Origin of the sequence: Vibrio natriegens NBRC 15636 = ATCC 14048 = DSM 759 (assembly GCF_035621455.1) — a bacterium.
GTDB lineage: Bacteria > Pseudomonadota > Gammaproteobacteria > Enterobacterales > Vibrionaceae > Vibrio > Vibrio natriegens.
Map to the genome: position 1 here is coordinate 494,671 of NZ_CP141823.1, position 25,342 is coordinate 520,012.

A 25,342-nucleotide genomic window follows, 5' to 3' on the forward strand; every position below is an offset into this window, starting at 1 on the left:
ATAGTTCCAAATAAAAAGCCCGAAGTGCATGACACTTCGGGCTTTTTCATTTAAAGGGCGATGACCAACGTTTGCTCATCACTACTCATCATCAAGAGGGACCATTTTAGTATTGCCTCCATGCACCTTCTCACGTTGTTTCTGAACCAGAGCATAGAAACCCGGGATCAGGAATGTACCCGCAAGAAGCACACATAGCAGGCCACCAATCAGGGAAATACCCAAAGAGTTCTGACTCACATGCCCGGCACCAGCAGCAAAAATCAATGGGAAAATACCCAAGATAAATGACCACGACGTCATGTTTACCGCTCTGAAGCGCAATGTACCACCCTTCACCGCCGCGCTGTCGATGTCCGCATCTTTTTCTTCGCGTTCTTGCTTAGCAAACTCCACAATCAAGATCGCGTTCTTCGCGGCTAAGGCTATCAGCAGAACCAGACCAATCTGCGCATACAAGTTCAACGGCGTTCCAGTTAAGTTCAGTGCGAGGAAAGAACCGAGTGTCGCAACTGGCACGACGAGAATAATAGCCAGCGGGATACTCCAGCTCTCATACTGTGCCACCATGAACAGGTAAATGAAGATCAGTGCCAATGCAAAAGCATAGATAGCCTGATTGCCAGCCAGCACTTCCTGATAAGCCATACCCGTCCACTCATAGGTGTAACCTTGAGGCAGAACCTCTGCCGCGACACGCTCCATGGCTGCGATCGCGTCACCACTTGAATAACCCGGTGCTGGTTGGCCTTGAATAATCGCGCTGCGGTACATGTTGTATCGCCATGCAACATCTGGCTCAAACACCTGCTCATAACTAACCAGTGTGCTTAGCGGAACCATATCTCCACCAGCCGTACGCACGTGGAAACGTTCTAAGTCCTGCATGCTACTACGATGTTGGCTGTCCGCTTGCATGGTCACTCGGAAGTTCTTACCAAACATGGTGAAGTCATTCACATACAAACTGCCTAAGTTGCCTTGCAGTGTCTGGAAGATTGAGGACAATGAAATACCGAGTTGCTGCGCCTTTTCACGATCAATATCAACGTAGTAATGCGGCACGTTGGCACGGAATGTACTGAAGGTATAAGCAATTTCCGGCGCTTGGTTTGCCGCCTGAATCATCTCACCCATCACCATGGACAAGTCGGTACGGCTGCGTCCCAAGGTATCTTCCAACACAAATTCAAAGCCCGACGCAGCTCCCATACCCGGAACCGCAGGAGGCCCCATCGCAAACACTACTGCCTGTGGTAATTTCATCGCAGCAAGACCGTTGATACGGTTAGCAATGCTATTTGCAGAGTGGTCACCATCTAACGCGTTTCTCGTCTCCCAGTCGTGCAATTTAATGAACATCGAAGCGCCATTTGAAGCGGCAGCTCCAGTCATGAATGAATAACCGTTTGCGACAGTCACACCGTCAACACCAGGTTCCTGCTCTACCATTTGCATTAGCTCACGCGTTACCTCTTCAGTACGAGACAAAGACGCAGAATCTGGTAGTTGAACATTTACCAGCAAGATCCCTTTATCTTCCTGAGGAACAAATGCAGTGGAGGTTGTCTTGGCAAAGAAAGATACCGCCGCAACTGCAACAATAAAGAAAGTCACAAGTAAAAGTGATTTCTTCACCAGGAAGCCTGCAACCTGACCATAGCCTTTGGTCACACGCTCTAGACCACGGTTAAAGGCCTGGAACCAGTTTGCCGTGTTGCCACCACCTTGCTTTAGCACCAATGAACATAACGCTGGAGAAAGCGTTAACGCATTAATCGATGAAATCACTACCGAGATACAGATAGTCAGCGCGAACTGACGATACATGATGCCGGTAATACCAGGTAGCATTGCCACCGGAAGGAACACGGCAAGAAGCACTAAGGTTGAGGTAATGATTGGCCCAGTTACCTCTTTCATCGCAAGCAGAGTGGCTTTACGCGGTGAAATGGTTGGATCCTTCGCCATGGTTGTATCCACGTTTTCGATAACCAAGATAGCGTCATCCACCACGATACCAATCGCGAGAATCAAACCAAACAGAGTAACAGTATTAATGGTAAAGCCTGTTACTTGCATGATGGCAAACGTACCGATCAGCGACACAGGAATCGCGACCACCGGAATCAACGTGGCACGCGCACTGCCTAAGAACAGATAAGTAACCGCGATAACCAATAAAATCGCTTCTATCAGTGTTTTGACGACCCCTTTAATTGACTCAGAAACAAACACCGTTGTGTCATAACTGGTTTCGTACGCCATGCCCTCTGGGAAGTCTTTACTCAAACGCTCAAGCAGTTCCATTACCGCTTGGCCACTTTCCAGCGCATTGGCATCTGACTGAAGGGACAACGCAACGATAGACGCGTCTTGACCACGGAACTGACCATTACCGTCGTAGAACTTTTTACCCAGTTCTACGCGTGCGACATCTTTTAAGTAAACGGTTGAACCATCGGAATTGGCGCGAAGTACGACATTTTCAAACTCGCTAACACTCTCCAAACGGCCTTTTGTCACTAGGTTGAACTGTACTTCTTGCGGGTTATTGTATGGCGCGGCGCCTACTCGACCAGCCGCGACCTGAACGTTTTGCTCGGCCAACGCAGAATACACATCTGATGTTGTCAGCTTGAGATTGGCCATTTTTTCAGGGTCCAACCAGACTCGCATCGCGTATTCACCACCGCCAATCACGTTAACTTCACTGATCCCTTTAGCGCGGGCAAGCTGATCTTTTACATTCAAGTTAATGTAGTTGATCAAGAACTTATCGTCATACTTGCCGTCTGGAGAATAGAAGTTCAGCACCATCAGAAGATCAGGAGAACGCTTTTTAACCGTCACGCCTACCATGCGTACTTCTTGTGGCAATTTGGATTCAATCTGCGACACTCGGTTCTGAACGTTAACTTGCGCCATGTCGGGATCGGTTCCGACATCGAAAGTAACGTTCAAACTGTAAGAGCCATCGTTGGCACTTTTCGAAGACATGTATATCATGTCTTCAACACCGTTCACCGAGGTTTCTATCGGGTCGGCAATCGCTTGTTCGACAACTTCAGCACTTGCTCCGGTGTAATACGCCGACACACTAACTGAAGGTGGACTGATTTGTGGGTATTCTGCAACTGGCAGGATGGCTAATGAGATAGCCCCCGCCAAGGTCAAAATGATGGAAATGACCAGAGCAAACTTTGGTCTTTGTATAAAGAAACGACTTAGCATTCTGCCCCCTACTGCTTATCTTCAGTCGGAGTTTGAATACTCACTTCTACGCCATTGCGAACACGCTGTAAGCCCTGTGTGATCACCGAATCGTTTTGATCCAGACCATCACGAATAATGATCCCTTGCTCTACTTGCGGCCCCAGCACAACGTTACGTCGCTCAGCCACATTACCTTCGGTGGTGATCATTACAAAGTCTCCCTCCAGATCCGTTTGTACCGCGCGACGTGGCACGACAATCACATCTCTTGTGTTCTTATCGCGCAAGTTCACTTTGATGTGCTGACCCGGCAATAGCTTATGATCAGGGTTGGTGACAATCGCTCGCATCGCAATCGTGCCAGTTTGGGTGTTAATGCGGTTACCCAAGAAATCGAGTTGCCCTAAGTGCTCAAAGAATTCTCCATTTTCCAGCTCTAGCTGTACTTCTACATTACTGGATTCCGCGGAGCCATCCCCTTTCACTTTGTCCATACCCATCGCCAGACGTTCGCGCTCACTGACACTGAATGAGGTGTGAACGGGATCAAGGCTAACTAATGTGGTCAACACCCCTGATGATGGAGAAACCAAATCACCAGTACTTACTTTGGTATCACTGATACGGCCGCTAAATGGTGCACGAATCTGGGTATAAGAGAGGTTAACCTCCGCTAATTTCAACTGGGCGTTAGCTGCTTCAAGTTCCGCTCTGGCACCTAATAGCGCCGCGGTCAGAGCGTCAAACTCTGACTGAGAAATACTGCCGCGAGGAAGCAAGTTTTTCCCGCGTTGGTGGTCAAGCTCTGCTTTCTTAAGTGCCGCTTTAGCTTGCGCCAATGCTGCTTTCGCACTTGCTACCTGAGCTTCGAAAGAAGAAGGCTCGATGGTATAAAGCAATTGGCCTTTTTCTACCATTTGCCCTTCATCAAAATGACGCGCTTTCAGGTAACCTGAAACTTGAGCGGTAATATTGGTATCTTCTACCGCTTCAATTCGGCCGATATACGACTTGCTTGGTTGATAGTCGATAACAATGACATCCTGTGTCACAACGAGAGGAGCCTGACTCCCTCCCTGGGTATTTTTCACTTCTCCGCATCCTGCAAGGATAGTAGTGGCCGCTATTAGTGCGACAAGTGTTTTCTTTTGCATGTATTTACCATTTTTATGGAACAGGATATTATTAAAAAACCCTTCAACCTTACCGTCTGTAGAGTGCGAATTCTCCTACATAAATTATGCAAATCGTTTCTAATTGTAATTAAATGAAACCAAGTAAAATTAACGTGATGCGATGGAAATTTTTTTATGATCTTTATTAATTCTGGAGTATGAAAATCCATCAAACATCAACGCAGTGTATGACTACTTTTCTCTCCCCCTTCACCAACATCTAGAGCCTGTCGACCAGACTCCCTTACCTGACAGAACGATGAAAAGTGAGCAATTAAGCGTCAGCACTCGTTTTTTGACTATTTTTTACAACAAAATGAGTTATCATTTCGATATTTCAAAGCCTTCGATCGAGAGGATGTACATGATTTCTAAATGGGCGAAACGTTTTTACCAAATGGCCGAATTGGTGGCATCTTGGAGTAAAGATCCCTCCACACAAGTTGGTGCAGTAATTACTAAGCAAAACCGTATCGTTTCTGTTGGCTTTAACGGCTATCCACACGGGGTTTCCGACAGCGTGGATACCGATGAGCGAGAACTTAAATACTTAAAAACACTGCATGCAGAAGAAAACGCTATTCTGTTTTCTAAGCGTGATTTAGACGGCTGTGACATTTGGGTCACGCATTTTCCGTGCCCTAACTGCGCGGCAAAAATTATTCAGACTGGCATCTCACGCGTACATTGCCCAGAGCAATCAGAAGATTTTCTGTCTCGCTGGGGAGATAAGATTCAGGTGAGTCAGGATATGTTCGATCAAGCTGGCGTAGAAGTGGACTGGCTGCCGTTAGAAGAAATCGAAATTGAAGGAACAGACGTTCGTTAACCTTCATTTAAAGTAACACTAAAAACACAACAGCCCAGATATCGTCTGGGCTGTTTCTATTTGTTCGCGGCAGTCACTATCACTTTTGGTATTTCTTCGCCGTGAGCTCTGCAATTTTGGCGATCACCAACACCGATTTTTCCATCATTTCTACTGACACGAATTCATGGATACCATGAAAGTTAAAGCCGCCAGTAAAGATATTTGGGCAGGGTAGCCCCATAAACGACAAACGAGCCCCATCGGTTCCGCCTCGTATTGGTTTAATCAGAGGCTCAACATCACAGGCTTCCATCGCTTGCTTTGCCAGGTCGATAATATGCGGATAAGGCTCGACCATCTCACGCATGTTGTAGTAGCTGTCTGTGATTTTGATTTCTACACAGCCATGTTTCAGACCGGCGTTCATCTCATCGACGAGCTGACGCATAAAAGCTTTACGACTTTCCAAACCTTCTCGCTCAAAGTCACGAATAATATAGCTCAGCTCACTATGAGCAATGCCAAGGCTGCCTGATTTAAGGTGGTAGAAGCCTTCATAACCTTCTGTGGTTTCGGGCGTTTGGTCTTCGGGCATCTGAACCTGAAATTTGGCCGCCAGGTTCATCGCGTTGACCATCTTTCCTTTTGCAGTTCCGGGGTGAACGCTGACTCCGTGAAAAACAACGTCAGCGGTCGCTGCATTGAAATTCTCATATTCAAGTTCACCTTGAGGACCACCATCAACGGTGTATGCCCATTGTGCACCAAACTTTTCAACATCGAATTTATCAGCGCCCCGACCGATCTCTTCATCGGGCGTGAATCCAATGCAAATATCGCCGTGAGGAATATCAGGGTTTTCAATCAGCATCGCCACTGCTGATAATATCTCTGCGATACCTGCTTTATTATCTGCGCCCAAAAGGGTCTTGCCATTGGTCGTGATTAGGTTGTGACCATGAAGCTGATGCAAATCAGGATATTGAACAGGTGATAACACTTCGTCACCGAGCCCCAGCGCAATATCGCCCCCCTGATAGTCTTCCACAAACTGAGGCGAAACATTTTTACCGGACGCATCTGGCGCAGTATCCATATGCGCGATAAAACCGATAGCGGGCACATCGTAATTCACATTAGAAGGCAACCTCGCCATAAGGTAACCATGGTCGGTTAAAACAACATCACTTAAGCCGAGGTTAATCATTTCCTGTTTTAAATGTTGTGCAAAAACGAGCTGCCCCGGACTACTTGGACAGGTCGTCACTTTGGGATTTGATTTGGTATTGAACGTGACGTAGTGAAGAAATCTTTCAACTAAATGCTTCATAATTATTCTCATTACTCTAGGCTTCTTAGCATGTTACGCCCAACGTAGAATAAGAACTTGCTTTGAATCATTTTCTATTTAAAAACAGAGCTAATCCTACCGTTCAATCGAGAAGCTCCTGTGCTAACGAACGCCACTGGGCAACCTCGCCGCGAAAATGGTTCCACTGCTTTTTCGTCATGGACTTAGAGAGCGAAAGGGTGAGTTGGTCCACCAGCGCGAGATTGTGATCCATATTTTGAGATAGTTGGTCACTATAAAAACTTTCTGGCTCAAACATTAATTGCATGAACACTTTCTGATAAATAACACTGTTGGATTTATTGTCGAACATATATTCGATCTCTTGATATATTGATGCTCGATAATTACGCCATAAAGGGCTATTGAGAATAACTTGATTAGAAAATTGCGTCACATAGCGTTGTTGATCATCATTTAGCTCCCCTATCCATTCTGTCACCCACTCTTCCGTATTTTCAAAAACAATCTTTCTCACTTCCTTTTCTGTCTTATCCGCATATTTAGCGTTTCTCTTCTTATAGTCCTTTTGTACGTTAAGTAAAAACTCACGTTGCTGCTGCGGCGTTAATAACAAGCTTAATGAGAACAATTCGGGCGCGACCTTACTAATAATGCGGTTATAATGCTCTCGGAATCTTTCTCGGCTTTGCTGTAAGTAATTTAACGTAATATCTTCCTCTGTCATGGTTTCCATTTCCTTTAAATGGTCGACATAACGAGGCAGCTCTTCTTGCTTGTGCCACTCAGCTAAGAATAACAACCGCTCTTCTAGCAAACTTTCTTGCTCTTGGTTGAGCGTGACATAATCGTCCAGATATTCGAGGACAAACCAATCTAAATTGTTATAGAAAAACTTTTTAGTACAACCAGCCAGGAGAAAAATGGAAACCAATATAAGGCTGTACCGAAGTACTTTATTAGATACGTCATGTAATTTAATCACTTACCGAATTCCCTTTTCTTTTGTTTACCCTCTATAATCAGTGGTATCACTTAATATTGCGGCAAACTTACCTTGATGTGACAAATATTTGTTGTCACCCTAATAGAATATAGAGTTTGAAAAGAACTTTTTGATCACTACTATCCGCAAAAAAGTGAATTAGAGCGTATTGGTTGGCTAAAAAACAAATCGAATAGCGCTCCCTAAACGGCATATAATTTGCTTGAATAATTCTAGGATAGTTTATGGAGGCTAAGTATGGCTGCCGTTGAGCAACTTGATAACTGTGTAGAATATGAAATTCTATATTTTGAACAGGGAAGAATGTTCCGCATGATGGTTGACGCCGAGAACAAAGACTCGGCTTATGAATTTTATTTAGGATGTGGGAAGCATATTAGCGACTTGTACTCTATTCGCCCAGATTATTGAAAATCCACCTCTATGCATAATAGAGGCGGGGTTGATCATTGTTATTGCTACTTGCTATCGCCAAAACGTTCTAAATAGAGAACAGTAGCCGCTGTGCGAGAAGGGACTTTTAGTTTTTTGAGCAAACTCTTCATATGCACTTTGACTGTCGACTCTGAGATGAATAGACGGTCTGCAATTTGTTTGTTTCGAAACCCTTTCGCCACTTCTTTGAGTATTTGGCTTTCACGTTCGGTTAACGCATCAAATACGTCTTCTTGCTCGCCGCGCTCACTAAGATACTTTGCTACTTCCTGACTGTATGTTTTGTCGCCACTATGAGCCTGCTTCAAAAGCTCTACTAGCTCATCTGGCTCAGTATCTTTCAGCAAGTACCCATCGGCACCGGTGCGAACAATCGCATCAATATCCGCCGGGCTATCCGAGACCGTTAAAATAACAATGCGCGCTTCACATCCGTCAGCTCGCAAGGCTTTCAGCGTATCCAAACCAGACATTCCCTTCATATTGAGGTCAAGAAGCACTAAATCCAGTTCCAATTCATGCGCTTTAGCAACAGCGTCTGCACCGTTACTCGCTTCTGCAACAACTTCAAACTCTGGCTCGAAACTTAATAGTTGTTGAATACCACGTCGCATCAGTGGATGGTCATCCACCAGCATTACTTTACACGCTGTCAATGTTTACTTCCTTACTATGTTGGAATTCTAGTGTTACGGTACAACCATTGTTTTTCGACGCGACTACATGAAGATCTGCATGTAGTCTTGTTGCTCGCTCTTGCATGATACTCATACCGTAATGATTAATTTTTTGGTCTTGATGATCAAAGCCTACTCCGTCATCTTCTATTGTTACAGTGATCTTGCCGTCACAATCGAGGCACTGAATAACAATATTATCCGCCTGTGCATGCTTTATCGCATTCAGGGTCGCTTCTCTGATCAATTGCAGTAAATGCACCTGTTGATGCGCGTCTAATTCTGTTGAAGAAAGACGGTTGTTTAAGGATATCTTAGTCGCCGTTTGTTCATTTAATGTAGCAACCATTTCTTGTAATGCCTGCCCAAAACTCCCCTCCTTTATTGTTAAGCGGAAGGTTGTGAGTAGCTCTCTTAACTGAGTATACGCAGCCGATAACCCCGTATCCAGCTCAGCAATCACCTGATTCGCTTGTGATATAGCCTTTTCATCCGGCAAATTTTTCACGCTTCTCTTCAGCAAAGCGACTTGAATTTTCAGGTAAGAGAGAGCCTGAGCCAGTGAGTCATGCAGTTCACGCGCGATGGTCGCCCGCTCTTCCATCAACAATATTTGTTCCGCTTGTCGCTGAGCTCGATTGTAATAAACTGCTCGGGAAAGAATCTGTACAAAGTTTTCAATTAGCGTTTCATTTGGGCAAGGCAGCCCTGCCTTCCAATACAAGTACCCTAAGTGCTCGCCATCAAGTACGAGCGGATCTGCGTGGCACGCTTCATCGCAGTCATGGCAGCACTCTTCCCCCTCGGCAAGAATCCAATTTGGCTCCCCCACCTGCTCGATCTCGAGCTTAACCGCCTTAATACCTTCCAGACTTGCAAGGTGCTGTAAAATAGCCTGAAAATTATCTTGGCCGATTCGTGAAGCCGTCAGTTCTTTTGATGAATCATAAAGCACTTCGAGAGACTGGTTCGCCTGCTGCAATTTACGAGTTTTTTCGTCAACCGCTTTTTCTAACCCCCGGTAGAGTTTGCCAAGATCGGTAGCCATACGGTTAAAAGTACGTGTTAGTATGCCCATTTCATTATTGCTTTGAACTTCAAGCGAAATATCAAAGGTGCGGTTTTTAATCTGCTCACTCGCGACGACCAAAGATCGCAACGGTTTAACCACTTCGCGGCGGACAAAGAGAACAACAAAGACACTTGCGCACAGAATCCCGCCAAGACCAAGGCCACCGACCCACGCTAAGTTGATCAACTTTTGTTCTGAAAAGCTTTGCAGCTTAAACACAAACGCATCAATCTGCGCAACAAACCCCGCAACCAACATTTGATAGTCGCTCGGATCCTCTTGCTTCAGAACCAATTTGAGTTCATGCCATCGAGCAATTAATCCGTAATAGTCTTGGGTTATATCTTCAGGTACTGACCAGTTTTGCAACGCTTTCATCGAAGGTGAATAAATCGAACGCTCAAAAGTTTCAATATGATCCGAGTAATCTACCGACTGGATTTGAATATCATTAGCCAACCGATAACTCTGCATGCGCATTGACCCTGCAACATTGACCGCTTCAGCATCGTTGAGGCTAGACGCGAGCGTGAAAATAGCGAATCCAGTGGTAGCAATCGATAACAGCAGAATGATCAGCATTGCAGATGCAATCGTCCCAGTTACTGACTTTTTCACATTTTTAAACAATCTGAATTCCTTACTTTATTGTCCGACTGGCTTATGCAGTGAGCCCGTGACGCTTCAGCGCCCTCAATATGTGATCACTCGCGACAGAATTAATTGATCTAAAACAATATTACCCCCCAATTAACCCCTTGGAGGTATTTATACGAATATGTCAAAAACTACAATTTCGTTAGCGTTAATGACAGTTTATTAATGAAAATTGTGGGCTAAGCTTATTTGAGTACCAAATTTTAAGATGAACATCCGCATTGAGGTGGTTAAGTGGTAAACCTTTCAAGAAGAAGACTCTTTGCAAGAAAAACGCACACCAATGATGCAGTACGCTTACCTTGGTTAGCACAACCTGAGCAGTTTACAGATGGTTGTACTCGATGCGGTAAGTGTATCGATGTCTGCGAAACTAAAATTATAACTAAAAGTGACGGCGGCTTCCCTTCGGTCGACTTTAGCATTGATGAATGTACGTTTTGCTATCAATGCGCAGATGCCTGTCCCGAACCACTATTTTTAGCAGAAACAGAGCAACCTTGGCAGGCAAAAGCACAAATAAATGACAACTGTTTAGCAAAACAAAATGTTGAATGCCGTAGCTGCGGTGATATGTGCGACCCAATGGCGATTCAGTTCAAATTGGAGCTTGGGAAAGTAGCGCAACCAAATTTAAACCTTGATGAATGTAACGGATGTGGCGCATGTGTCTCTGTGTGCCCTACTTCATCCATCAATGTGAGCAATATAACAGCCTGAGCCGTACACATAGAAAGGCAATAACTGAGAGAACGATATGTCTCTAAATGAAGTGCATATTTCAAGTTTGGTAGTACACGTACTGCCTGAGCATCTGGATGAGATCAAGGCCCAGATCGAAGCGTATGAAAACGCCGAGATATACGGTGACAGTCCAGAAGGCAAAATCGTTGTGGTGCTGGAGACCGAAAACCAGGGATTCATTACCGATACTATCGATGCGATTAATAATTTACCGAATGTCTTAAGTACCGTCTTGGTTTACCACCAAATTGAGACTGAACTTGAACAAACAGATAACCAAGACACTGGAACACAACATTCCCAAATTGAGGGTGAAGTATGAAAATGACAAGACGTGCGTTTGTGAAAGCAAACGCGGCTGCATCGGCTGCTGCTGTAGCAGGTATTACATTACCAGCCTCTGCCGCAAACCTGATTGCCAGCTCTGACCAGAGCAAAATCACATGGGACAAAGCGCCTTGTCGTTTTTGTGGTACAGGTTGTTCTGTTCTAGTTGGTACGCAAAATGGCAAAGTGGTCGCTACACAAGGTGATCCAGAAGCGCCGGTAAACAAAGGTCTGAACTGCATCAAAGGCTATTTCCTGTCTAAAATCATGTACGGTCAAGACCGTCTGACACAGCCATTGCTGCGCATGAAAGATGGCAAATACCACAAAGATGGCGAGTTTACGCCAGTATCTTGGGATGTCGCTTTCGATACGATGGCTGAGAAGTGGAAAGCATCGCTAGAGAAAAAAGGCCCAACTAGTGTCGGTATGTTCGGTTCTGGTCAATGGACCGTAATGGAAGGCTACGCTGCAGCAAAAATGATGAAAGCAGGCTTCCGTTCAAATAACATCGACCCGAACGCACGTCACTGTATGGCTTCTGCGGTAGTTGGCTTCATGCGCGCCTTTGGTATTGATGAGCCGATGGGATGTTACGACGACTTCGAGAACGCAGATGCATTCGTTCTTTGGGGTTCTAACATGGCAGAAATGCACCCTGTACTGTGGACACGTATTACTGACCGTCGCCTGAGCCACCCTCATGTTCGAGTTAACGTCCTTTCTACCTACTACCACCGTTCATTTGAGCTGGCGGACCATGGCTACATTTTCAATCCTCAGTCTGACCTTGCGATCGCTAACTTCATCGCCAACTACATCATCGAAAATGACGCGGTAAACTGGGACTTCGTTAACAAGCACACCAACTTCACTCAAGCAGACACCGATATTGGTTACGGCTTACGTGATGACGACCCGTTACAAAAAGCGGCTAAAAATCCAAACTCAGGCAAACTGACTGCTATCTCTTTTGAAGAGTACAAAAAGTCTGTTGCTCCTTACACCGTTGAGAAAGCATCGGAAATCTCTGGTGTAGAAAAAGAGAAACTCATCGAGCTTGCGAAACAATACGCGGATCCAAACACAAAAGTGATGTCACTTTGGACCATGGGTATGAACCAGCATACTCGCGGCGTATGGATGAATAACCTGGTTTACAACATCCACTTGCTAACCGGTAAAATCGCGACTCCGGGTAACAGCCCGTTCTCATTGACTGGTCAACCATCAGCTTGTGGTACTGCGCGTGAAGTGGGTACCTTTGCTCACCGTCTGCCAGCAGACATGGTGGTAGCAAACCCTAAACACCGTGAAATCGCAGAGAAGATCTGGAAACTGCCTGAAGGCACCATTCCACCAAAACCAGGCTTCCACGCGGTTCTTCAAGACCGAATGCTAAATGACGGTGTATTGAACTGTTACTGGGTTCAATGTAACAACAACATGCAGGCGGGTCCGAACATTAACACTGAGCGTCTTCCTGGTTACCGTAACCCAGAAAACTTCATTGTGGTGTCAGACCCATACCCAACTGCGACAGCGCAAGCGGCCGACTTGGTACTTCCTACCGCAATGTGGATTGAGAAAGAAGGCGCTTACGGTAACGCAGAACGCCGTACTCAAGCCTGGTATCAACAAGTTGGTACGGTAGGCGAAGCGAAATCGGATCTATGGCAAGTCATGGAGTTTGCGAAGCGCTTTAAGATGGAAGAAGTGTGGCCAGAGGAGTTACTCGCAAAAGCTCCTGAATACCGTGGTAAAACCATGTATGACATGCTGTTTAAAAACGGTCAGGTCGACAAGTTCCCTGTCGAAGAAGCACGTGAACTAAACGACGATTCTCATCACTTCGGCTACTACGTTCAGAAAGGCCTGTTCGAAGAATATGCAACATTTGGTCGCGGTCATGGTCATGACTTAGCACCTTACGATGTTTACCACACTGTACGCGGCTTACGCTGGCCTGTGGTTGATGGTAAAGAAACGCAATGGCGCTTTAAAGAAGGCTCTGATCCGTACGCTAAAGCAGGCTCTGGTTGGGACTTTTATGGTAACGCAGATGGTAAAGCGAAGATCATCTCCGCGCCATACGAAGCGCCACCAGAAATGCCAGATTCCGAATACGATTTATGGCTATGTACAGGCCGTGTTCTTGAACACTGGCATACTGGTACCATGACTCGCCGTGTTCCTGAGCTTTACAAAGCGGTTCCAGATGCGGTGTGCTACATGCATCCTGAAGATGCGAAAGCACGTAATGTTCGTCGCGGCGAAGAAATACTGATCGCGAATAAACGTGGTGAAGTACGAGCACGCGTAGAAACGCGTGGTCGTAACCGCCCTCCACAAGGTTTGGTATTCGTACCGTTCTTTGATGCTCGTATTTTGATTAACAAGTTAATCCTTGATGCAACTGACCCACTGTCAAAACAGACAGACTTCAAAAAGTGTCCGGTCAAAATCACTAAGATTGCTTAACCCTTCAGATATCGAATAAAACGGCCGCCCACGCGGCGGCCTGAAAAAGAACTTAAGCCTTAAAGGCGGAGAAGAAACGATGAAAAAATTACTTGTCGCACTTTTATCTGTAGGTGCTTTGGTGACAGGCATTGCACAAGCTGAGTTAAACAACCCAGGTGGTACTGGTGGACTAGAATCTTTGCGTGGCATGTCTCAACTTGAAGATACTCGCCCTGCTGACGAGTTTAAAGACTTCCCAAAAGATCAAATCGTTGAGGATAGCTTTGTTTATCAGCCACCGCTGATTCCACATAGTATTCGTAACTATGAGGTGTCTTTAAACGCGAATAAATGTCTTGCCTGCCATAGCTGGAAAAATGCAAAAGACTCTGGCGCGACAAAAATCAGCGTAACCCATTATGTTAACCGTCAAGACGCTGTGCTTGCCGATGTCTCTCCTCGTCGCTTCTTCTGTTTGCAGTGTCACGTTCCGCAAACCGATGCGAAGCCATTAGTGGAAAACGAATTCCAAGCTGTAGATTCGCTTCAGTAAATGAAACGCGAGTGCTAAGAGGTTACTTATGAAAATACTTAAAGCGTTTTGGAATAGACTGAAGAGCCCAAGCAAAGCTGCCGCTGGTGTGGTTTTATTCCTCGGTTTTGCTGGCGGTCTGCTGTTTTGGGGCGCATTTAACACGGGAATGGAAGCGACAAACACCGAAGAGTTCTGCTCTGGTTGCCACGCGCCAATTGTTGCTGAGATCAAAGAGACTATCCACTACTCAAACCGCTCTGGGGTACGAGCGATTTGTTCAGACTGTCACGTTCCGCATGAGTGGACAGATAAGATCGTACGTAAAGTTCAGGCTTCAAAAGAGTTGTTTGCTCACTATGTTTTGCGCACTATCGATACGCCAGAGAAATTCCAGGAACGTCGTGGACATTTGGCAGAACGTGAATGGGCTCGTATGAAGAAAAACGACTCTTTAGAATGCCGTAACTGCCACGAGTTCGACTATATGGACTATTCACAACAAGGCTCTCGTGCTTCTGCGCAACACTCTACAGCGTTGGCTTCAGGCGATAAAACCTGTGTAGATTGTCATAAAGGTATCGCACACAAATTACCTGATATGCACGGCGTAGAAGGCTGGCAATAAGGAGAACTGACCATGAGTACACTAGAATCTGTGATTTGGCACATCCTAGGATACAGCGCAATGCCAGTAATCATCTTGTCTGGCTTTGTTGGCGTCGCTGCCGTTTCTCTATGGGTGTTGTCGCTGGGTAAAGACAAGAACCTGTAATCCAAACAACGCAATGCATGGATACCCGAAAGCAACCATGTTCCAAACTTGTTCATGCATCAACCATTAAACAGCGCTGGGATAATCTCAGCGCTGTTTTGTTTTACGCCGGACCAGATAAAAAAAAGCGACCACGAGGGCCGCCAAGAGTATCGCCAAAATAATAATGCGGAAGGAAACATAACCATTTAAGGTCATTTCACAGGCAATACCTGTTTAACGTAGGTTCCCGGCGCTTCATCAATCACAGGATTGTTTTCAGAGCCAACAGGGAATGGTTCAACCTGCTCTTCTGGATTGAACTGAAGTAGCCATTCGTTCCAATGCGTCCACCAGGACCCATCTTTACGTTCAGCACTGCTTAGCCATTCCTCGGCAGAGTCTTCTAGCGTATCGTTCAACCAATAGCCGTACTTGCCCTTAGACGGTGGATTGACAATACCTGCTATGTGCCCAGATTCACCTAGTACAAACGTCTTGTTACCACCCGTGTTCAGAGCGCCACGGTACGTGCCTTGCCATAGTGCGATATGGTCTTCTTTGGTCGATACAAAGTAGCTTGGGATTTTAATCTTATTTAGATCCATCCAAACACCGCCGATTTTCACGCCTTTATCTTGTATCAGTTTGTTTTCCAAATAGAGCTCTCGAAGCAGGAAGTTATGCGCGGCAGCACTCACGTTGGTACTATCGCTGTTCCAGTACAACAAGTCGAAATCTACCGGACTATTGCCTTTCAAGTAATTGTCCACGTAGTAGTTCCAGTACAAGCTGTTCTCACGCAACAAACTGAATGTCACACTTAAAGAACGGCCATCCATGTAACCTTTCGCGTTGTTCTGCGCTTCTATCGCACTGATGATGACATCATTAATGTAGGCACCCACTTCTCCCGGCTGAGAAAAGTCGAGAAGCGTCGTAAAGAAGGTCGCGGATTTAATGCGTTTCTTCATGCGCTTCGCCGCATAGTAGGCAACAGTACTTGCAAGAACGGTCCCGCCGATACAGTAACCAACGGCATTGACTTGCTCTTGACCAGTAATGTCTTCAATCGCTGCGACAGCTTTTACCACACCTTCAGTAACATAATCGCCAAACTCAACGTTCGCTTGCTCTTTACCGGGATTACGCCAGGACATCATAAATACAGTGTGTCCTTGCTCCAGCAACCAGCGAACCATCGAGTTCTTCTCGGTGAGATCAAGAATGTAGTACTTGTTAATGAACGGCGGTACGATCAGCAATGGCGTTGCATTCACCTTTTCCGTCACCGGACGGTATTGGATCAGCTCAAACAGTTCATTTTTGAAAACCACATCACCTGCCGTGGTGGCGACATCTTCACCAACACGGAAAGCATTGTTGTTGGTCATACGGATTTTTAAAATATCCGCGCTCGACTCAACGTCTTCCTTAAACTGCTCTAAACCTACTAATAAGTTTTGACCGTTTTGTTCAAGTGTCAGTTTTAAAAGCTCTGGATTGGTCGCGATGAAGTTAGATGGGGAGAGGGCATTGATGGCTTGGCGGGAAAAGAAAATAATTCGCTCTTTTGCCTTCTCATCTAAGCCTTCTAATGACTCGATGGTGTCCAAGTACGTTTTACTGAACAAAAGGTAAGATTGCTTGATGAAGCTATACATCGCCTCATTTTGCCAATCCTCATGAGAGAAACGCTTGTCTCCCCTTTCTGCTTCTATTGTTTGCGTCTTGTTACCTGCCAGAACAACGTTCTGCCAGATTTGCAATTGTTGCTCCCACCATTCAGCTTGCAGCTTAAGAATAGCAGCAGGTTGATTGGCAGCTTGTTCAAACAGTTTGGCAGTGTCCTCAAAGTTCACTTCTTGCATAGCCTTGTTCAAAGGAGAATTCACGACTGCCTTGTTGACTTCGAAATCATGCCACCATTGTTGATTGGTTTCCTGAAGCTTTACAAGATAGTCCGAAAAGAAGTGTTGAAACATAGTCTTACTCCTATATTCGGAAAAAACAACGCCGCCCAAATCTAGGGGCGGCGAGAATCGGACAAATTACGCTGGAGTAACAGTCTTAAGATTTTCCGAAGTCATTTTCTCAACGTCTTCTTTGAATTCTTTTGCGATAGCTTGCAGCTTGTTGCTGTCATCCATCATTTGTTGAGAAAGCTTAGTCAGTACGCTTAACTGCTGGCTATTGAACGCAGTCAGAGAAGTCACGTCTTTGATTTCTGACGCTGCTTTCATTTGCGTAATACCCATTTCACTGTACGTGCGCATCGCGTTAAGTTGAAGCTCAGTTAGTACTTCAACGTTTTTAGTCACAAGCTTGTTGAACTTCAAGTAAGGTTCTAGCGTTTTTTCTGTTTGATCGCTGAATGTTTTGAAAAAATCAGTGTACATGGTGTATCTCCTAGATAAATGAATATAAATGTCCGTTTAAAAAAATTACTTAATTGCTTTTAGAATGACAGCTGTCCCCATACCGCCACCCACACACAGTGAAGCTACACCGTATTGGGCGTCCTGCTTATGAAGTTCGTGAACTAAAGTGACCAGAATTCGGTTGCCAGAGGCACCAAGTGGATGACCTAATGCAATCGCACCGCCATTAAAGTTTGCTTTATCTTGAATCGAACTGACTGGAACTTGGTTTGTTTCCGCCAACTGATGAATCACCCCAAGAGCCTGAGCGGCAAAGGCTTCATTCAGCTCGTATACATCAATATCCTGAATATTAAGCTCTGCTTTCTTGAGCGCTTTATTCACTGACTCGACTGGCCCTAGCCCCATGATCTTTGGATCGATACCTGACTGCGCATAACTGACAACCTCAGCCAGAGGTGTCAAACCATGAGCTTGAACCGCGCTTTCTGATGCCACGATGATCGCACTCGCTCCATCGTTGATTCCTGATGCGTTACCCGCTGTGACTGTACCTTCACGGTCAAAGGCCGGGCGAAGCTTGCTCAAGCCTTCAAGTGTCGCGTTTGCCTTAGGGTATTCGTCTGTATCGAAAATAATCGTTTCACGGCGCTGAGTTACTTCAACCGGTACGATTTCATCTTTGAATTTGCCTGCTTCAATCGCGGCGACCGCTTTCTGTTGGCTGGCTAAAGCATACGCGTCTTGCTGCTCGCGGCTAATGCCCACTTCCTTTGCCACATTTTCCGCAGTCACACCCATGTGGTACTGATTGTAAATGTCCGTTAGGCCATCGGTGATCAAAAGATCTTTCAGTTCCATGTTGCCCATTTTATTCCCATCGCGGACGCTACTAGGAACGATGAACGGGATTTGAGACATCACCTCAACGCCTGCAGCAACAACCACTTGAGCATCACCGCTGCGAATGTGAGAAACCGCATCCATCACGGTTTTCATGCCACTACCACAAACCATGTTGACGCCATACGCTGGTACAGACTCCGGAATACCCGCAAATATTGCTGCCTGACGACCTACGCCCATCCCTTGGCCAGCACTAACGACGTTACCAACAATCACTTCATCAATCTTGTCGCTGCCGAGATTTGCAGCTTCAAGCGCCCCTTTAATTGCGACTGCTGCCAGATTGCCTGCTGAAGTATTTTTTAAACTTCCACCAAATGCGCCAATAGGTGTACGCTTTGCTGCTACGATATAAACTTTTTCCATCATCTCTATCTCTATCCTTAGTGCATGTAAAGGCCGCCGTTCACCGACAGTGTTTCGCCGGTGATGTATGCGCCTGCATCACTCACTAAGAAGCTAACAGATGCTGCAATTTCTTCTGGTGTCGCTAAACGCTTCATTGGAATCTGATTAGTAATCGATTCCAACACTTCTGGCTTCATTTGCTCTACCATTGGTGTCCCTGTGTATCCTGGAGCAATCACATTAACGGTAACGCCTGAACGTGCGCCTTCAAAAGCCAACGCCTTAGAGAAGCCGATCATGCCTGCTTTCGCAGCCGAGTAATTTGCTTGGCCAAACTGCCCTTTCAGACCGTTAACCGACGAGATATTGATGATGCGCCCGCTACCTTTTTCACACATTGCTGCGAAAATTGGTTGAGTAACGTTGAACAAGCTATTCAGGTTGGTATTGATTACATCGTTCCAAGCTTCTGCGGTCATCTTCTTAAAGACGCCATCACGAGTGATACCTGCGTTGTTGACAACAACATCAAGCGTCCCCTCTTCTTGAAGCAAAAGGGCTAGCGTTTCTGCACACTGAGCAGTGTCGGTAACATCTAACTCTAAAAGGCGAACCTGATCTTTGGTAAACCCTTTGCTGTTAAACCACTCCAACGCACACTCATAGTTGCCAGTGTTGTAAGTAGCGATGACACGATAGCCATCGTTGACGAGTTGAGAGGAAATTGCGGAACCAATTCCGCCTTTTGACCCGGTGATCAAAGCGACTTTATTCATTGACGACTCCATTCTTTATCGGAAAATAAATCAAACTACTAATTACAAAATCTAATTGTTTAATAATTTATTCGGCAGAAATCCTTTAACGCCTTTTATTTTAATTTAATCCATAAGTATTACATTTCAAATAATACTATAGTCTATTTTCGTATTATTGATTTAGATCTCACAAACAATGAAAGGTTAAATAATTGTTAAATAATTAGCAATTAAATATAAGTCATTGTTTTAAAATGAAATTAAATCGTAGATAAACTCAAACGAAAACCACAAAAAACCATAAAAATCAATAACTTATAAAAACAAGAACAAATTACACCATTTAGTGAAATAAGATCATATTTAATATTTACCAAGCGTTTTATAAACAAAAAATAGAGTATTAGTTCAAAATTAATTATTGATTATATTAATGTAAACGTTTAACACGTTTAAAACAGCCTCTTTAGTATCGTAATTAAACTTGGAATATGAACTGTAAAAGAGAACTATTACTAATAATTAATTTATAACTATAACAATCAAATTAAAACCTTCGCTCCGAGCTGGTGCAAGCGCACTAATATGACGCGCTGATTAAACATTGATGTATTTTACTTTAATATAATTAATTAAGTTCAATAATATAAATATAAAAGTGATTAAAAGTTAGTAGTAGCATCTGTAACGACTTTGCACTATCTTTGTGAGTCGTCCTTTTATTAGCTAATCGATACCACCTATGAATATGACATTGCTTAGTATGTTCATCCCTACCTTCTTTTTCGTCTCTATTACGCCAGGGATGTGTATGACACTTGCACTCACGTTAGGAATGAGTGTCGGGTATCGCCGCGCATTGTGGATGATGATGGGAGAGCTCGCAGGAGTTGCCCTTGTGTCGATTTCAGCAGTGCTGGGCATAGCGGCAATTATGCTTAATTATCCGTGGTTGTTTATCGTCCTTAAATTTATCGGCGGCGCCTATTTGCTTTACCTAGGCATTGAAATGTGGCGCTCCCGAGGAAAACTAGCAATCAATCTAGAGACAGAATCCGCCTTGCCTCAGGGCAACTGGAATTTAGTCATTCAAGGTTTCGTAACTGCGATTGCGAACCCAAAAGGCTGGGCTTTTATGATTTCTCTACTCCCACCATTTATTGATCAGAATGCTGCACTTGCGCCTCAATTGGCCGTTTTAATTTCCATTATTCTAATGTTTGAATTCATTTGCATGTCGCTTTATGCAACGGGAGGAAAAGGCTTAAAGCGTGTATTAGGTCATTCAAAAAATGTACGCCTTATGAATCGCGTCGCTGGCACTTTGATGATGGGTGTTGGAGTTTGGCTATTAATGAGTTAATGGTATAGCGCTGACTTCTGATAGCGCTCTAATAGCGTTCCCAAATAGTTTCTCTGTCTCCAACAATAGTATTTCCATTCCCATGAAATAAAAAACGCCACTTCAGAACGAGTGGCGTTTTTCTCTTAGCTATAAACACAAATATGCATTAAGGCGCAGTGTCAATCTCTACTGGTAAATAATGTTTTGGCTCCAATTTCAATCGCTCTGGTAAAACGGTACCAATTGAAATAGACGACCAAGTGCCAGATAGAACACCAATAAACATAGCAGTAGAAAATCCGGCCAACGCAGCTCCGCCCATGATCCACAATGCCCCGACTGTGATTAATGTGGTTCCGGATGTCACCATGGTACGAGAAAATGTCGCAATGACAGCTTGATCATTGATCTCTTCTGTTTTCCAGCTCTGCTTCGCGATAAGCAACTCTCGAATTCGGTCAGCGATGATGATCGAGTCATTCAGAGAGTAACCAAGAATCGCCAAAATTGCGGCAAAAACGGTGAGGTTAAACTCCATCTGAGTAATCGCAAAGAAACCTAATACAAGCACCACATCGTGTGCGAGGGCGAATAATGATCCGCTGGCTAAACGCCATTCAAAGCGAAAACATAAGTAAGCCAAGATGGTTAAGATCGAAACGAGCAGCGCGAGACCACCTTGCTCAAACAGATCCTGACCAACTTGTGCCCCAACGATACTGTTACTGACCACATCGACCTGATGCGAAATCGGCTTTAATACATCCGCAACACTTGGTAGCTCTTGGCCTTGTTCTGGCGCTGAATAACGGATAACCCAGCGACCTTCTTCGCCAGAACGTGTCACAGATGTCGATTCACCCAATTCAGGCTGTAACGCACTGAGCAAATCTTGATTGGTTAACTGCTTGTCTATTTTAACTTCTGTCACCATCCCGCCGGTAAAATCGAGGCCCAGGTTTAACCCTTTCATTCCCAACGCGGCTAGCGCAATCACAGTTAAAATTAGTGAAACTAAGGTAGTAAAGTAGCGAATTTTACGAATATGCTGCTGTAATATTTTGACCATGATTAAACCCTCACATCACGACGGGCATCGCGGCCCCAAATTAAGTTGATCATTGCTCGAGAAGCAAATACGCCGGTAAACATACTGGTTAACAGCCCCAAACCTAGCGTTAAAGCAAAGCCTTGGATTGGACCGTTACCAATCGCGTACAAAATCACAGCGGTAATCATGGTAGTAATATTGGCATCAAGGATGGTGGCAAATGCGCTGTCAAAACCAATATCGATAGCCTGTGCAAAACTTCGGCCTTCGCGCATTTTGTCCTTAATTCGTTCAAAGATAATCACGTTAGTATCAACAGCCATGCCGACCGTAAGCACTAAACCTGCGATGCCCGGCAGAGTAAGAACTGCGCCCGGTAACAGAGCGATCAGCCCCAACAAACAAAGCATATTGGCACACAAAGCCACATTCGCGACCCAACCTAAACGGCGGTACCAAAGCGCCATAAACGTCAGCGTTAGTCCTAGACCTAAAGCCAGTGCCGCAAAACCATTTTGGATATTTTCGGCACCAAGAGAAGCACCAATGGTGCGCTCTTCAACAATGGTGACCGGTGCGGTCAGAGAGCCAGCTCGCAGTAAAAGTGCCAGCTGCTGTGCTTCATCCATGCTTCCTGCGCCAGTAATACGGAACTGGCTGCCGAGCTGAGATTGAATCGTCGCTACACTGATGACACGTTCGTTACGCTCGGTTACACCGCGTTCATTCGTCTTGTATTCACGGTAAACCGTCGCCATTGGCTTACCAATATGGGTAGCAGAAAAGTCACTCATTTTCTTACCACCAGCATGGTCAAGCGAGATGTTTACCTCTGACATGCCCATTTTGTCCACACCAGCACGAGCGTTCACAATATGCTCACCAGTCAGGACCGGACGCTTACTCAGTGTCACGGTGCGACCATCATTGTCTTTCAATACCAAATCTTGACTGCTTTGCGCTTTGCTTGCGTCTTTCACTTCATAGAAAGCCAGACTTGCCGTTGCACCAATCACATTTTTCGCTTGTGCTGGGTCTTGAACACCAGGTAGCTCAATACGAATGCTCTCTTTACCCTGACGCTGAACAAGTGCTTCCGTAATACCCAACTCTTCAATTCGACCACGCATGATCTTCAGGTTCTGCTGTAGCGTCGTGGACTGGAATTCCTGGATATTTTGCTCACTAGGCTCCAGCACGAATCCTCTTACTGAGCTTTTTGCTACCCAGCCTGGGTAATTTTGCTGCAAGAACTGGTTTACATCAGCGAGTGCCTTTTCACTCTCACTGTTGACGGCAATACGATTACCACTTTCAGCGCGAACCTGAACGCCACGTGTTCGATTGTCACGCAGGTCAGCTTTGATCTCATCGATCAGTGCGTCTCTTTGCTCTTCGAATGCTTTGTTTACATCAACATTCAACAGGAACTGCACACCACCACGTAGATCAAGGCCCAGCTTAATCGGGTTAAAGCCCATCTCGCTCAACCATTCTGGCGCAACAGAGACATACGAGAAGGTGATACTGTCCTCTTTATCCAACTGTTTATTGAGCAGAGCACGAGCTTTACTTTGTGCGTCTTCACTGCCAAAAACGATGGTTGTTTTGCCATCCTTTTCGATGATTCTGTCGGTAGAAATATGGTTCGTTTTGAACAATTGATTGAGTTGTACCAGTGACATTTCAGTCTGGTTTGGGTCAGCGAAGGTCACTTGGATCGATGGCTGCTCGCCAAACCAGGTCGGAATGGCACTCAGCGTTAGAATAATGATTGTCGCAATAAGCACGACATATTTCCAAGCAGAATAGTGGTTTAGTAATTTTCTACTTTTGGCTGGTTTTGGTGTTTTCTTCATATAAACATCATCCCCTCACCCTTAGGTGAAGATTTACTTTGATAGAGTCAAGACACGACAACCTACGCCCAGAAAATAATCCAGGATAAAGAATGCTCAGAACACAGATCTGTTCTGATGAATACCGTCGTCGTGTTGAGATTGCACAGAATGTGCAGAGTGATGGTGTTTAGGCAGAAAACTGACTATTGAGAGCAACATACATCGCGTTGGTTTCTTTCCAACCAGAAAGGCGATAGTCGCTTGTGAAATGATGAAAAATGGACTGGTTTTGACGCCAGTTAATATTGATCAGGCTGTAACTATAGCCAACATCCGCATAGAAAGGCGCATTAAGGTCGCCGACAAAATCGACATCTTCTTCATCAAGCCCTTCTCGGACATGAGAGAGCCAGCGTTGCGAATTAAATATCGCCGACGAATCTGAATTTGCATGACCTTCAGATACCGGCGCGCGCGTGGACTCTTCTGACGCCTCAGAAAAATCATCGTCTGAAATTGGGGATGTGCTTGCTGCAACAAAAGGCTGCAGTTTACTGAAATGCGGTAAGTGAGCTTTCTGATCTGCTTGGGCAGCCGAAACATGCACTGGCAGTAATACCATTGCAAGCAGCAGAAAAAATAGCTTTCTAAGATAAATCAGAGGCATGAAATCTCACTAAAACAAAACACGGCCGAGTTTACTAACCCGGCCCGATGATAGTATGCCTATTGATCAAGCTGAACAACTAAAAAGATCTAAATCTCTGATTCCATCTTTGCCATTACGTAAACGCCTTGCATCTAACGATAGAATATTTCGCCACTATTGACGTCCAGATAGATTTTGTTTTCCTGCTCTAAACCACCACAGTATATGAAGTACACATTTCGCTGCTTGTAAGTCACAGAACGAACCCACCCGCCAAGTTCTGTGAAATCTTCTGGCTTACACGTATTGTCGTCCAACAGCAGTTGTGTCTTGTTGCGAAATATTTCTAGATTGTCTTTTAAATCGTCTGACTTTTGTAAATACCCATCGAGTATCTCTAAGCGCTCTTGCTCTTTAATCACTGGTTCAGCATCCGACAGCCCTTTTGCATCTAACCATTCCGCCGTTTCTTCGCCGCCGTCCTCATAAACGAGATAATCGGAGATGCGATACCAACCGTTAGACTTTTCCAAAACGACGACCTTTTCCCCTTTGTAGATCGTATCAACAACTAACGCGTTATGGTCTGGTTTGTTGTACGCGCTAACCTGACGTTCAATCACGTAATACTCGGTCGTTTCAGGCGGTACAGATTCCAAATCCATGACAGGTTTTGACGCTTCTTCTTTTACTTGAGCTTCAGGAGAAGAGGCTTCTGTTGTCGGTTCTGGCTGATCCTTTTGCATAAAGAAGAAATAGTAACCAAAACCAGCGCCTCCAAGCAGTAAGACAGCTATCATAACGATAAGCGCTTTCTTCATATCTTTTCCCTTCTATTTTGGGCAAATATCCCAAAAGATACTTGATTATACTTCGCCAGCA

Annotated in this window: 23 protein-coding genes; 9 read left to right on the plus strand and 14 right to left on the minus strand. The window is 45.0% G+C overall.

Annotated features, from left to right (window positions below; genetic code table 11):
* Positions 1–81 precede the first annotated feature (81 nt).
* Together vmeZ and vmeY are read right to left on the minus strand one after the other, a co-directional pair.
* Entirely contained in the window at positions 82–3,234 is a 3,153-nt protein-coding gene (vmeZ, locus tag VER99_RS16710) for a multidrug efflux RND transporter permease subunit VmeZ (protein WP_020334172.1), read from the minus strand.
* An 8-nt stretch (positions 3,235–3,242) separates the two neighbouring features.
* Positions 3,243–4,370 (minus strand): multidrug efflux RND transporter periplasmic adaptor subunit VmeY, encoded by a 1,128-nt coding sequence (gene vmeY, locus VER99_RS16715; protein WP_020334171.1) that lies wholly within the window; start codon positions 4,368–4,370, stop codon positions 3,243–3,245.
* Positions 4,371–4,755: 385 nt separating this feature from the next.
* Between vmeY and VER99_RS16720 the strand changes: the two genes are divergently transcribed.
* Positions 4,756–5,220, plus strand: coding sequence for a dCMP deaminase family protein (locus VER99_RS16720; RefSeq protein WP_014233800.1), 465 nt, complete (start codon positions 4,756–4,758; stop codon positions 5,218–5,220).
* A 79-nt stretch (positions 5,221–5,299) separates the two neighbouring features.
* Here VER99_RS16720 and pepT read toward each other — a convergent pair whose 3' ends face one another.
* Both pepT and VER99_RS16730 read right to left on the minus strand, forming a co-directional pair.
* Positions 5,300–6,532 (minus strand): peptidase T, encoded by a 1,233-nt coding sequence (gene pepT / locus VER99_RS16725; RefSeq protein WP_020334169.1) that lies wholly within the window; start codon positions 6,530–6,532, stop codon positions 5,300–5,302.
* Between the two features lie 103 nt (positions 6,533–6,635).
* Entirely contained in the window at positions 6,636–7,499 is an 864-nt protein-coding gene (locus tag VER99_RS16730) for a DUF6279 family lipoprotein (protein WP_020334167.1), read from the minus strand.
* A 258-nt stretch (positions 7,500–7,757) separates the two neighbouring features.
* Between VER99_RS16730 and VER99_RS16735 the strand changes: the two genes are divergently transcribed.
* Positions 7,758–7,931, plus strand: coding sequence for a hypothetical protein (locus tag VER99_RS16735; RefSeq protein ID WP_014233797.1), 174 nt, complete (start codon positions 7,758–7,760; stop codon positions 7,929–7,931).
* Between the two features lie 47 nt (positions 7,932–7,978).
* Here the strand turns inward: VER99_RS16735 and VER99_RS16740 are convergent, their stop codons facing one another.
* Both VER99_RS16740 and narQ read right to left on the minus strand, forming a co-directional pair.
* Positions 7,979–8,593 carry a response regulator gene (locus tag VER99_RS16740; protein ID WP_020334165.1) on the minus strand — a complete coding sequence of 205 codons (615 nt, stop codon included), beginning with the start codon at positions 8,591–8,593 and terminating at the stop codon, positions 7,979–7,981.
* A 4-nt stretch (positions 8,594–8,597) separates the two neighbouring features.
* Positions 8,598–10,334, minus strand: a complete 1,737-nt coding sequence (gene narQ / locus VER99_RS16745) for a nitrate/nitrite two-component system sensor histidine kinase NarQ (protein WP_020334164.1) — start codon at positions 10,332–10,334, stop codon at positions 8,598–8,600.
* A gap of 261 nt (positions 10,335–10,595) precedes the next feature.
* Between narQ and napF the strand changes: the two genes are divergently transcribed.
* The 6 genes from napF (at position 10,596) to VER99_RS16775 (ending at position 15,202) form a co-directional block, all read left to right on the plus strand.
* Positions 10,596–11,081, plus strand: a complete 486-nt coding sequence (napF, locus tag VER99_RS16750) for a ferredoxin-type protein NapF (protein ID WP_014233794.1) — start codon at positions 10,596–10,598, stop codon at positions 11,079–11,081.
* A gap of 37 nt (positions 11,082–11,118) precedes the next feature.
* Positions 11,119–11,427: a chaperone NapD gene (locus VER99_RS16755; RefSeq protein ID WP_014233793.1), complete on the plus strand. Its 309-nt coding sequence runs from the start codon at positions 11,119–11,121 to the stop codon at positions 11,425–11,427.
* Positions 11,424–13,913 (plus strand): periplasmic nitrate reductase subunit alpha, encoded by a 2,490-nt coding sequence (napA, locus tag VER99_RS16760; protein ID WP_020334163.1) that lies wholly within the window; start codon positions 11,424–11,426, stop codon positions 13,911–13,913. Before VER99_RS16755 ends, napA begins: the two co-directional genes overlap by 4 nt.
* A 79-nt stretch (positions 13,914–13,992) precedes the next feature.
* Positions 13,993–14,448: a nitrate reductase cytochrome c-type subunit gene (locus VER99_RS16765; protein WP_014233791.1), complete on the plus strand. Its 456-nt coding sequence runs from the start codon at positions 13,993–13,995 to the stop codon at positions 14,446–14,448.
* Positions 14,449–14,476: 28 nt separating this feature from the next.
* Positions 14,477–15,055 carry a NapC/NirT family cytochrome c gene (locus VER99_RS16770; RefSeq protein WP_014233790.1) on the plus strand — a complete coding sequence of 193 codons (579 nt, stop codon included), beginning with the start codon at positions 14,477–14,479 and terminating at the stop codon, positions 15,053–15,055.
* Positions 15,056–15,067: 12 nt separating this feature from the next.
* Positions 15,068–15,202 carry a TIGR02808 family protein gene (locus VER99_RS16775; RefSeq protein WP_014233789.1) on the plus strand — a complete coding sequence of 45 codons (135 nt, stop codon included), beginning with the start codon at positions 15,068–15,070 and terminating at the stop codon, positions 15,200–15,202.
* A gap of 194 nt (positions 15,203–15,396) precedes the next feature.
* Here VER99_RS16775 and phaC read toward each other — a convergent pair whose 3' ends face one another.
* The 4 genes from phaC to VER99_RS16795 form a co-directional block, all read right to left on the minus strand.
* Entirely contained in the window at positions 15,397–17,166 is a 1,770-nt protein-coding gene (gene phaC / locus VER99_RS16780; RefSeq protein ID WP_014233788.1) for a class I poly(R)-hydroxyalkanoic acid synthase, read from the minus strand.
* A 66-nt stretch (positions 17,167–17,232) separates the two neighbouring features.
* Positions 17,233–17,580 carry a phasin family protein gene (locus VER99_RS16785; protein WP_014233787.1) on the minus strand — a complete coding sequence of 116 codons (348 nt, stop codon included), beginning with the start codon at positions 17,578–17,580 and terminating at the stop codon, positions 17,233–17,235.
* A gap of 45 nt (positions 17,581–17,625) precedes the next feature.
* Entirely contained in the window at positions 17,626–18,834 is a 1,209-nt protein-coding gene (locus VER99_RS16790) for an acetyl-CoA C-acetyltransferase (protein WP_031779209.1), read from the minus strand.
* Positions 18,835–18,851: 17 nt separating this feature from the next.
* Positions 18,852–19,592: an SDR family oxidoreductase gene (locus VER99_RS16795; protein WP_014233785.1), complete on the minus strand. Its 741-nt coding sequence runs from the start codon at positions 19,590–19,592 to the stop codon at positions 18,852–18,854.
* Between the two features lie 724 nt (positions 19,593–20,316).
* Between VER99_RS16795 and VER99_RS16800 the strand changes: the two genes are divergently transcribed.
* Entirely contained in the window at positions 20,317–20,937 is a 621-nt protein-coding gene (locus VER99_RS16800; protein ID WP_024372999.1) for a LysE family translocator, read from the plus strand.
* A gap of 148 nt (positions 20,938–21,085) precedes the next feature.
* Here the strand turns inward: VER99_RS16800 and secF are convergent, their stop codons facing one another.
* From secF to VER99_RS16820, 4 genes are all read right to left on the minus strand, one after another.
* Positions 21,086–21,988: a protein translocase subunit SecF gene (gene secF, locus VER99_RS16805; protein WP_020334160.1), complete on the minus strand. Its 903-nt coding sequence runs from the start codon at positions 21,986–21,988 to the stop codon at positions 21,086–21,088.
* 2 nt (positions 21,989–21,990) lie between these two features.
* Entirely contained in the window at positions 21,991–23,829 is a 1,839-nt protein-coding gene (gene secD, locus VER99_RS16810) for a protein translocase subunit SecD (RefSeq protein ID WP_020334159.1), read from the minus strand.
* Between the two features lie 169 nt (positions 23,830–23,998).
* Positions 23,999–24,478: a hypothetical protein gene (locus VER99_RS16815; protein WP_020334158.1), complete on the minus strand. Its 480-nt coding sequence runs from the start codon at positions 24,476–24,478 to the stop codon at positions 23,999–24,001.
* A 134-nt stretch (positions 24,479–24,612) separates the two neighbouring features.
* Entirely contained in the window at positions 24,613–25,281 is a 669-nt protein-coding gene (locus VER99_RS16820; RefSeq protein ID WP_020334157.1) for an SH3 domain-containing protein, read from the minus strand.
* Between the last annotated feature and the right edge of the window lie 61 nt (positions 25,282–25,342).

Bases quoted from the DNA above. Each gene is read 5' to 3' on its own strand.
- vmeZ (WP_020334172.1), bottom strand. From the start codon at position 3,234: ATGCTAAGTCGTTTCTTTATACAAAGACCAAAGTTTGCTCTGGTCATT.
- vmeY (WP_020334171.1), bottom strand. From the start codon at position 4,370: ATGCAAAAGAAAACACTTGTCGCACTAATAGCGGCCACTACTATCCTT.
- VER99_RS16720 (WP_014233800.1), top strand. From the start codon at position 4,756: ATGATTTCTAAATGGGCGAAACGTTTTTACCAAATGGCCGAATTGGTG.
- pepT (WP_020334169.1), bottom strand. From the start codon at position 6,532: ATGAAGCATTTAGTTGAAAGATTTCTTCACTACGTCACGTTCAATACC.
- VER99_RS16735 (WP_014233797.1), top strand. From the start codon at position 7,758: ATGGCTGCCGTTGAGCAACTTGATAACTGTGTAGAATATGAAATTCTA.
- VER99_RS16740 (WP_020334165.1), bottom strand. From the start codon at position 8,593: ATGCTGGTGGATGACCATCCACTGATGCGACGTGGTATTCAACAACTA.
- VER99_RS16755 (WP_014233793.1), top strand. From the start codon at position 11,119: ATGTCTCTAAATGAAGTGCATATTTCAAGTTTGGTAGTACACGTACTG.
- napA (WP_020334163.1), top strand. From the start codon at position 11,424: ATGAAAATGACAAGACGTGCGTTTGTGAAAGCAAACGCGGCTGCATCG.
- VER99_RS16765 (WP_014233791.1), top strand. From the start codon at position 13,993: ATGAAAAAATTACTTGTCGCACTTTTATCTGTAGGTGCTTTGGTGACA.
- VER99_RS16770 (WP_014233790.1), top strand. From the start codon at position 14,477: ATGAAAATACTTAAAGCGTTTTGGAATAGACTGAAGAGCCCAAGCAAA.
- VER99_RS16775 (WP_014233789.1), top strand. From the start codon at position 15,068: ATGAGTACACTAGAATCTGTGATTTGGCACATCCTAGGATACAGCGCA.
- phaC (WP_014233788.1), bottom strand. From the start codon at position 17,166: ATGTTTCAACACTTCTTTTCGGACTATCTTGTAAAGCTTCAGGAAACC.
- VER99_RS16785 (WP_014233787.1), bottom strand. From the start codon at position 17,580: ATGTACACTGATTTTTTCAAAACATTCAGCGATCAAACAGAAAAAACG.
- VER99_RS16790 (WP_031779209.1), bottom strand. From the start codon at position 18,834: ATGGAAAAAGTTTATATCGTAGCAGCAAAGCGTACACCTATTGGCGCA.
- VER99_RS16795 (WP_014233785.1), bottom strand. From the start codon at position 19,592: ATGAATAAAGTCGCTTTGATCACCGGGTCAAAAGGCGGAATTGGTTCC.
- VER99_RS16800 (WP_024372999.1), top strand. From the start codon at position 20,317: ATGAATATGACATTGCTTAGTATGTTCATCCCTACCTTCTTTTTCGTC.
- secF (WP_020334160.1), bottom strand. From the start codon at position 21,988: ATGGTCAAAATATTACAGCAGCATATTCGTAAAATTCGCTACTTTACT.
- secD (WP_020334159.1), bottom strand. From the start codon at position 23,829: ATGAAGAAAACACCAAAACCAGCCAAAAGTAGAAAATTACTAAACCAC.
- VER99_RS16815 (WP_020334158.1), bottom strand. From the start codon at position 24,478: ATGCCTCTGATTTATCTTAGAAAGCTATTTTTTCTGCTGCTTGCAATG.
- VER99_RS16820 (WP_020334157.1), bottom strand. From the start codon at position 25,281: ATGAAGAAAGCGCTTATCGTTATGATAGCTGTCTTACTGCTTGGAGGC.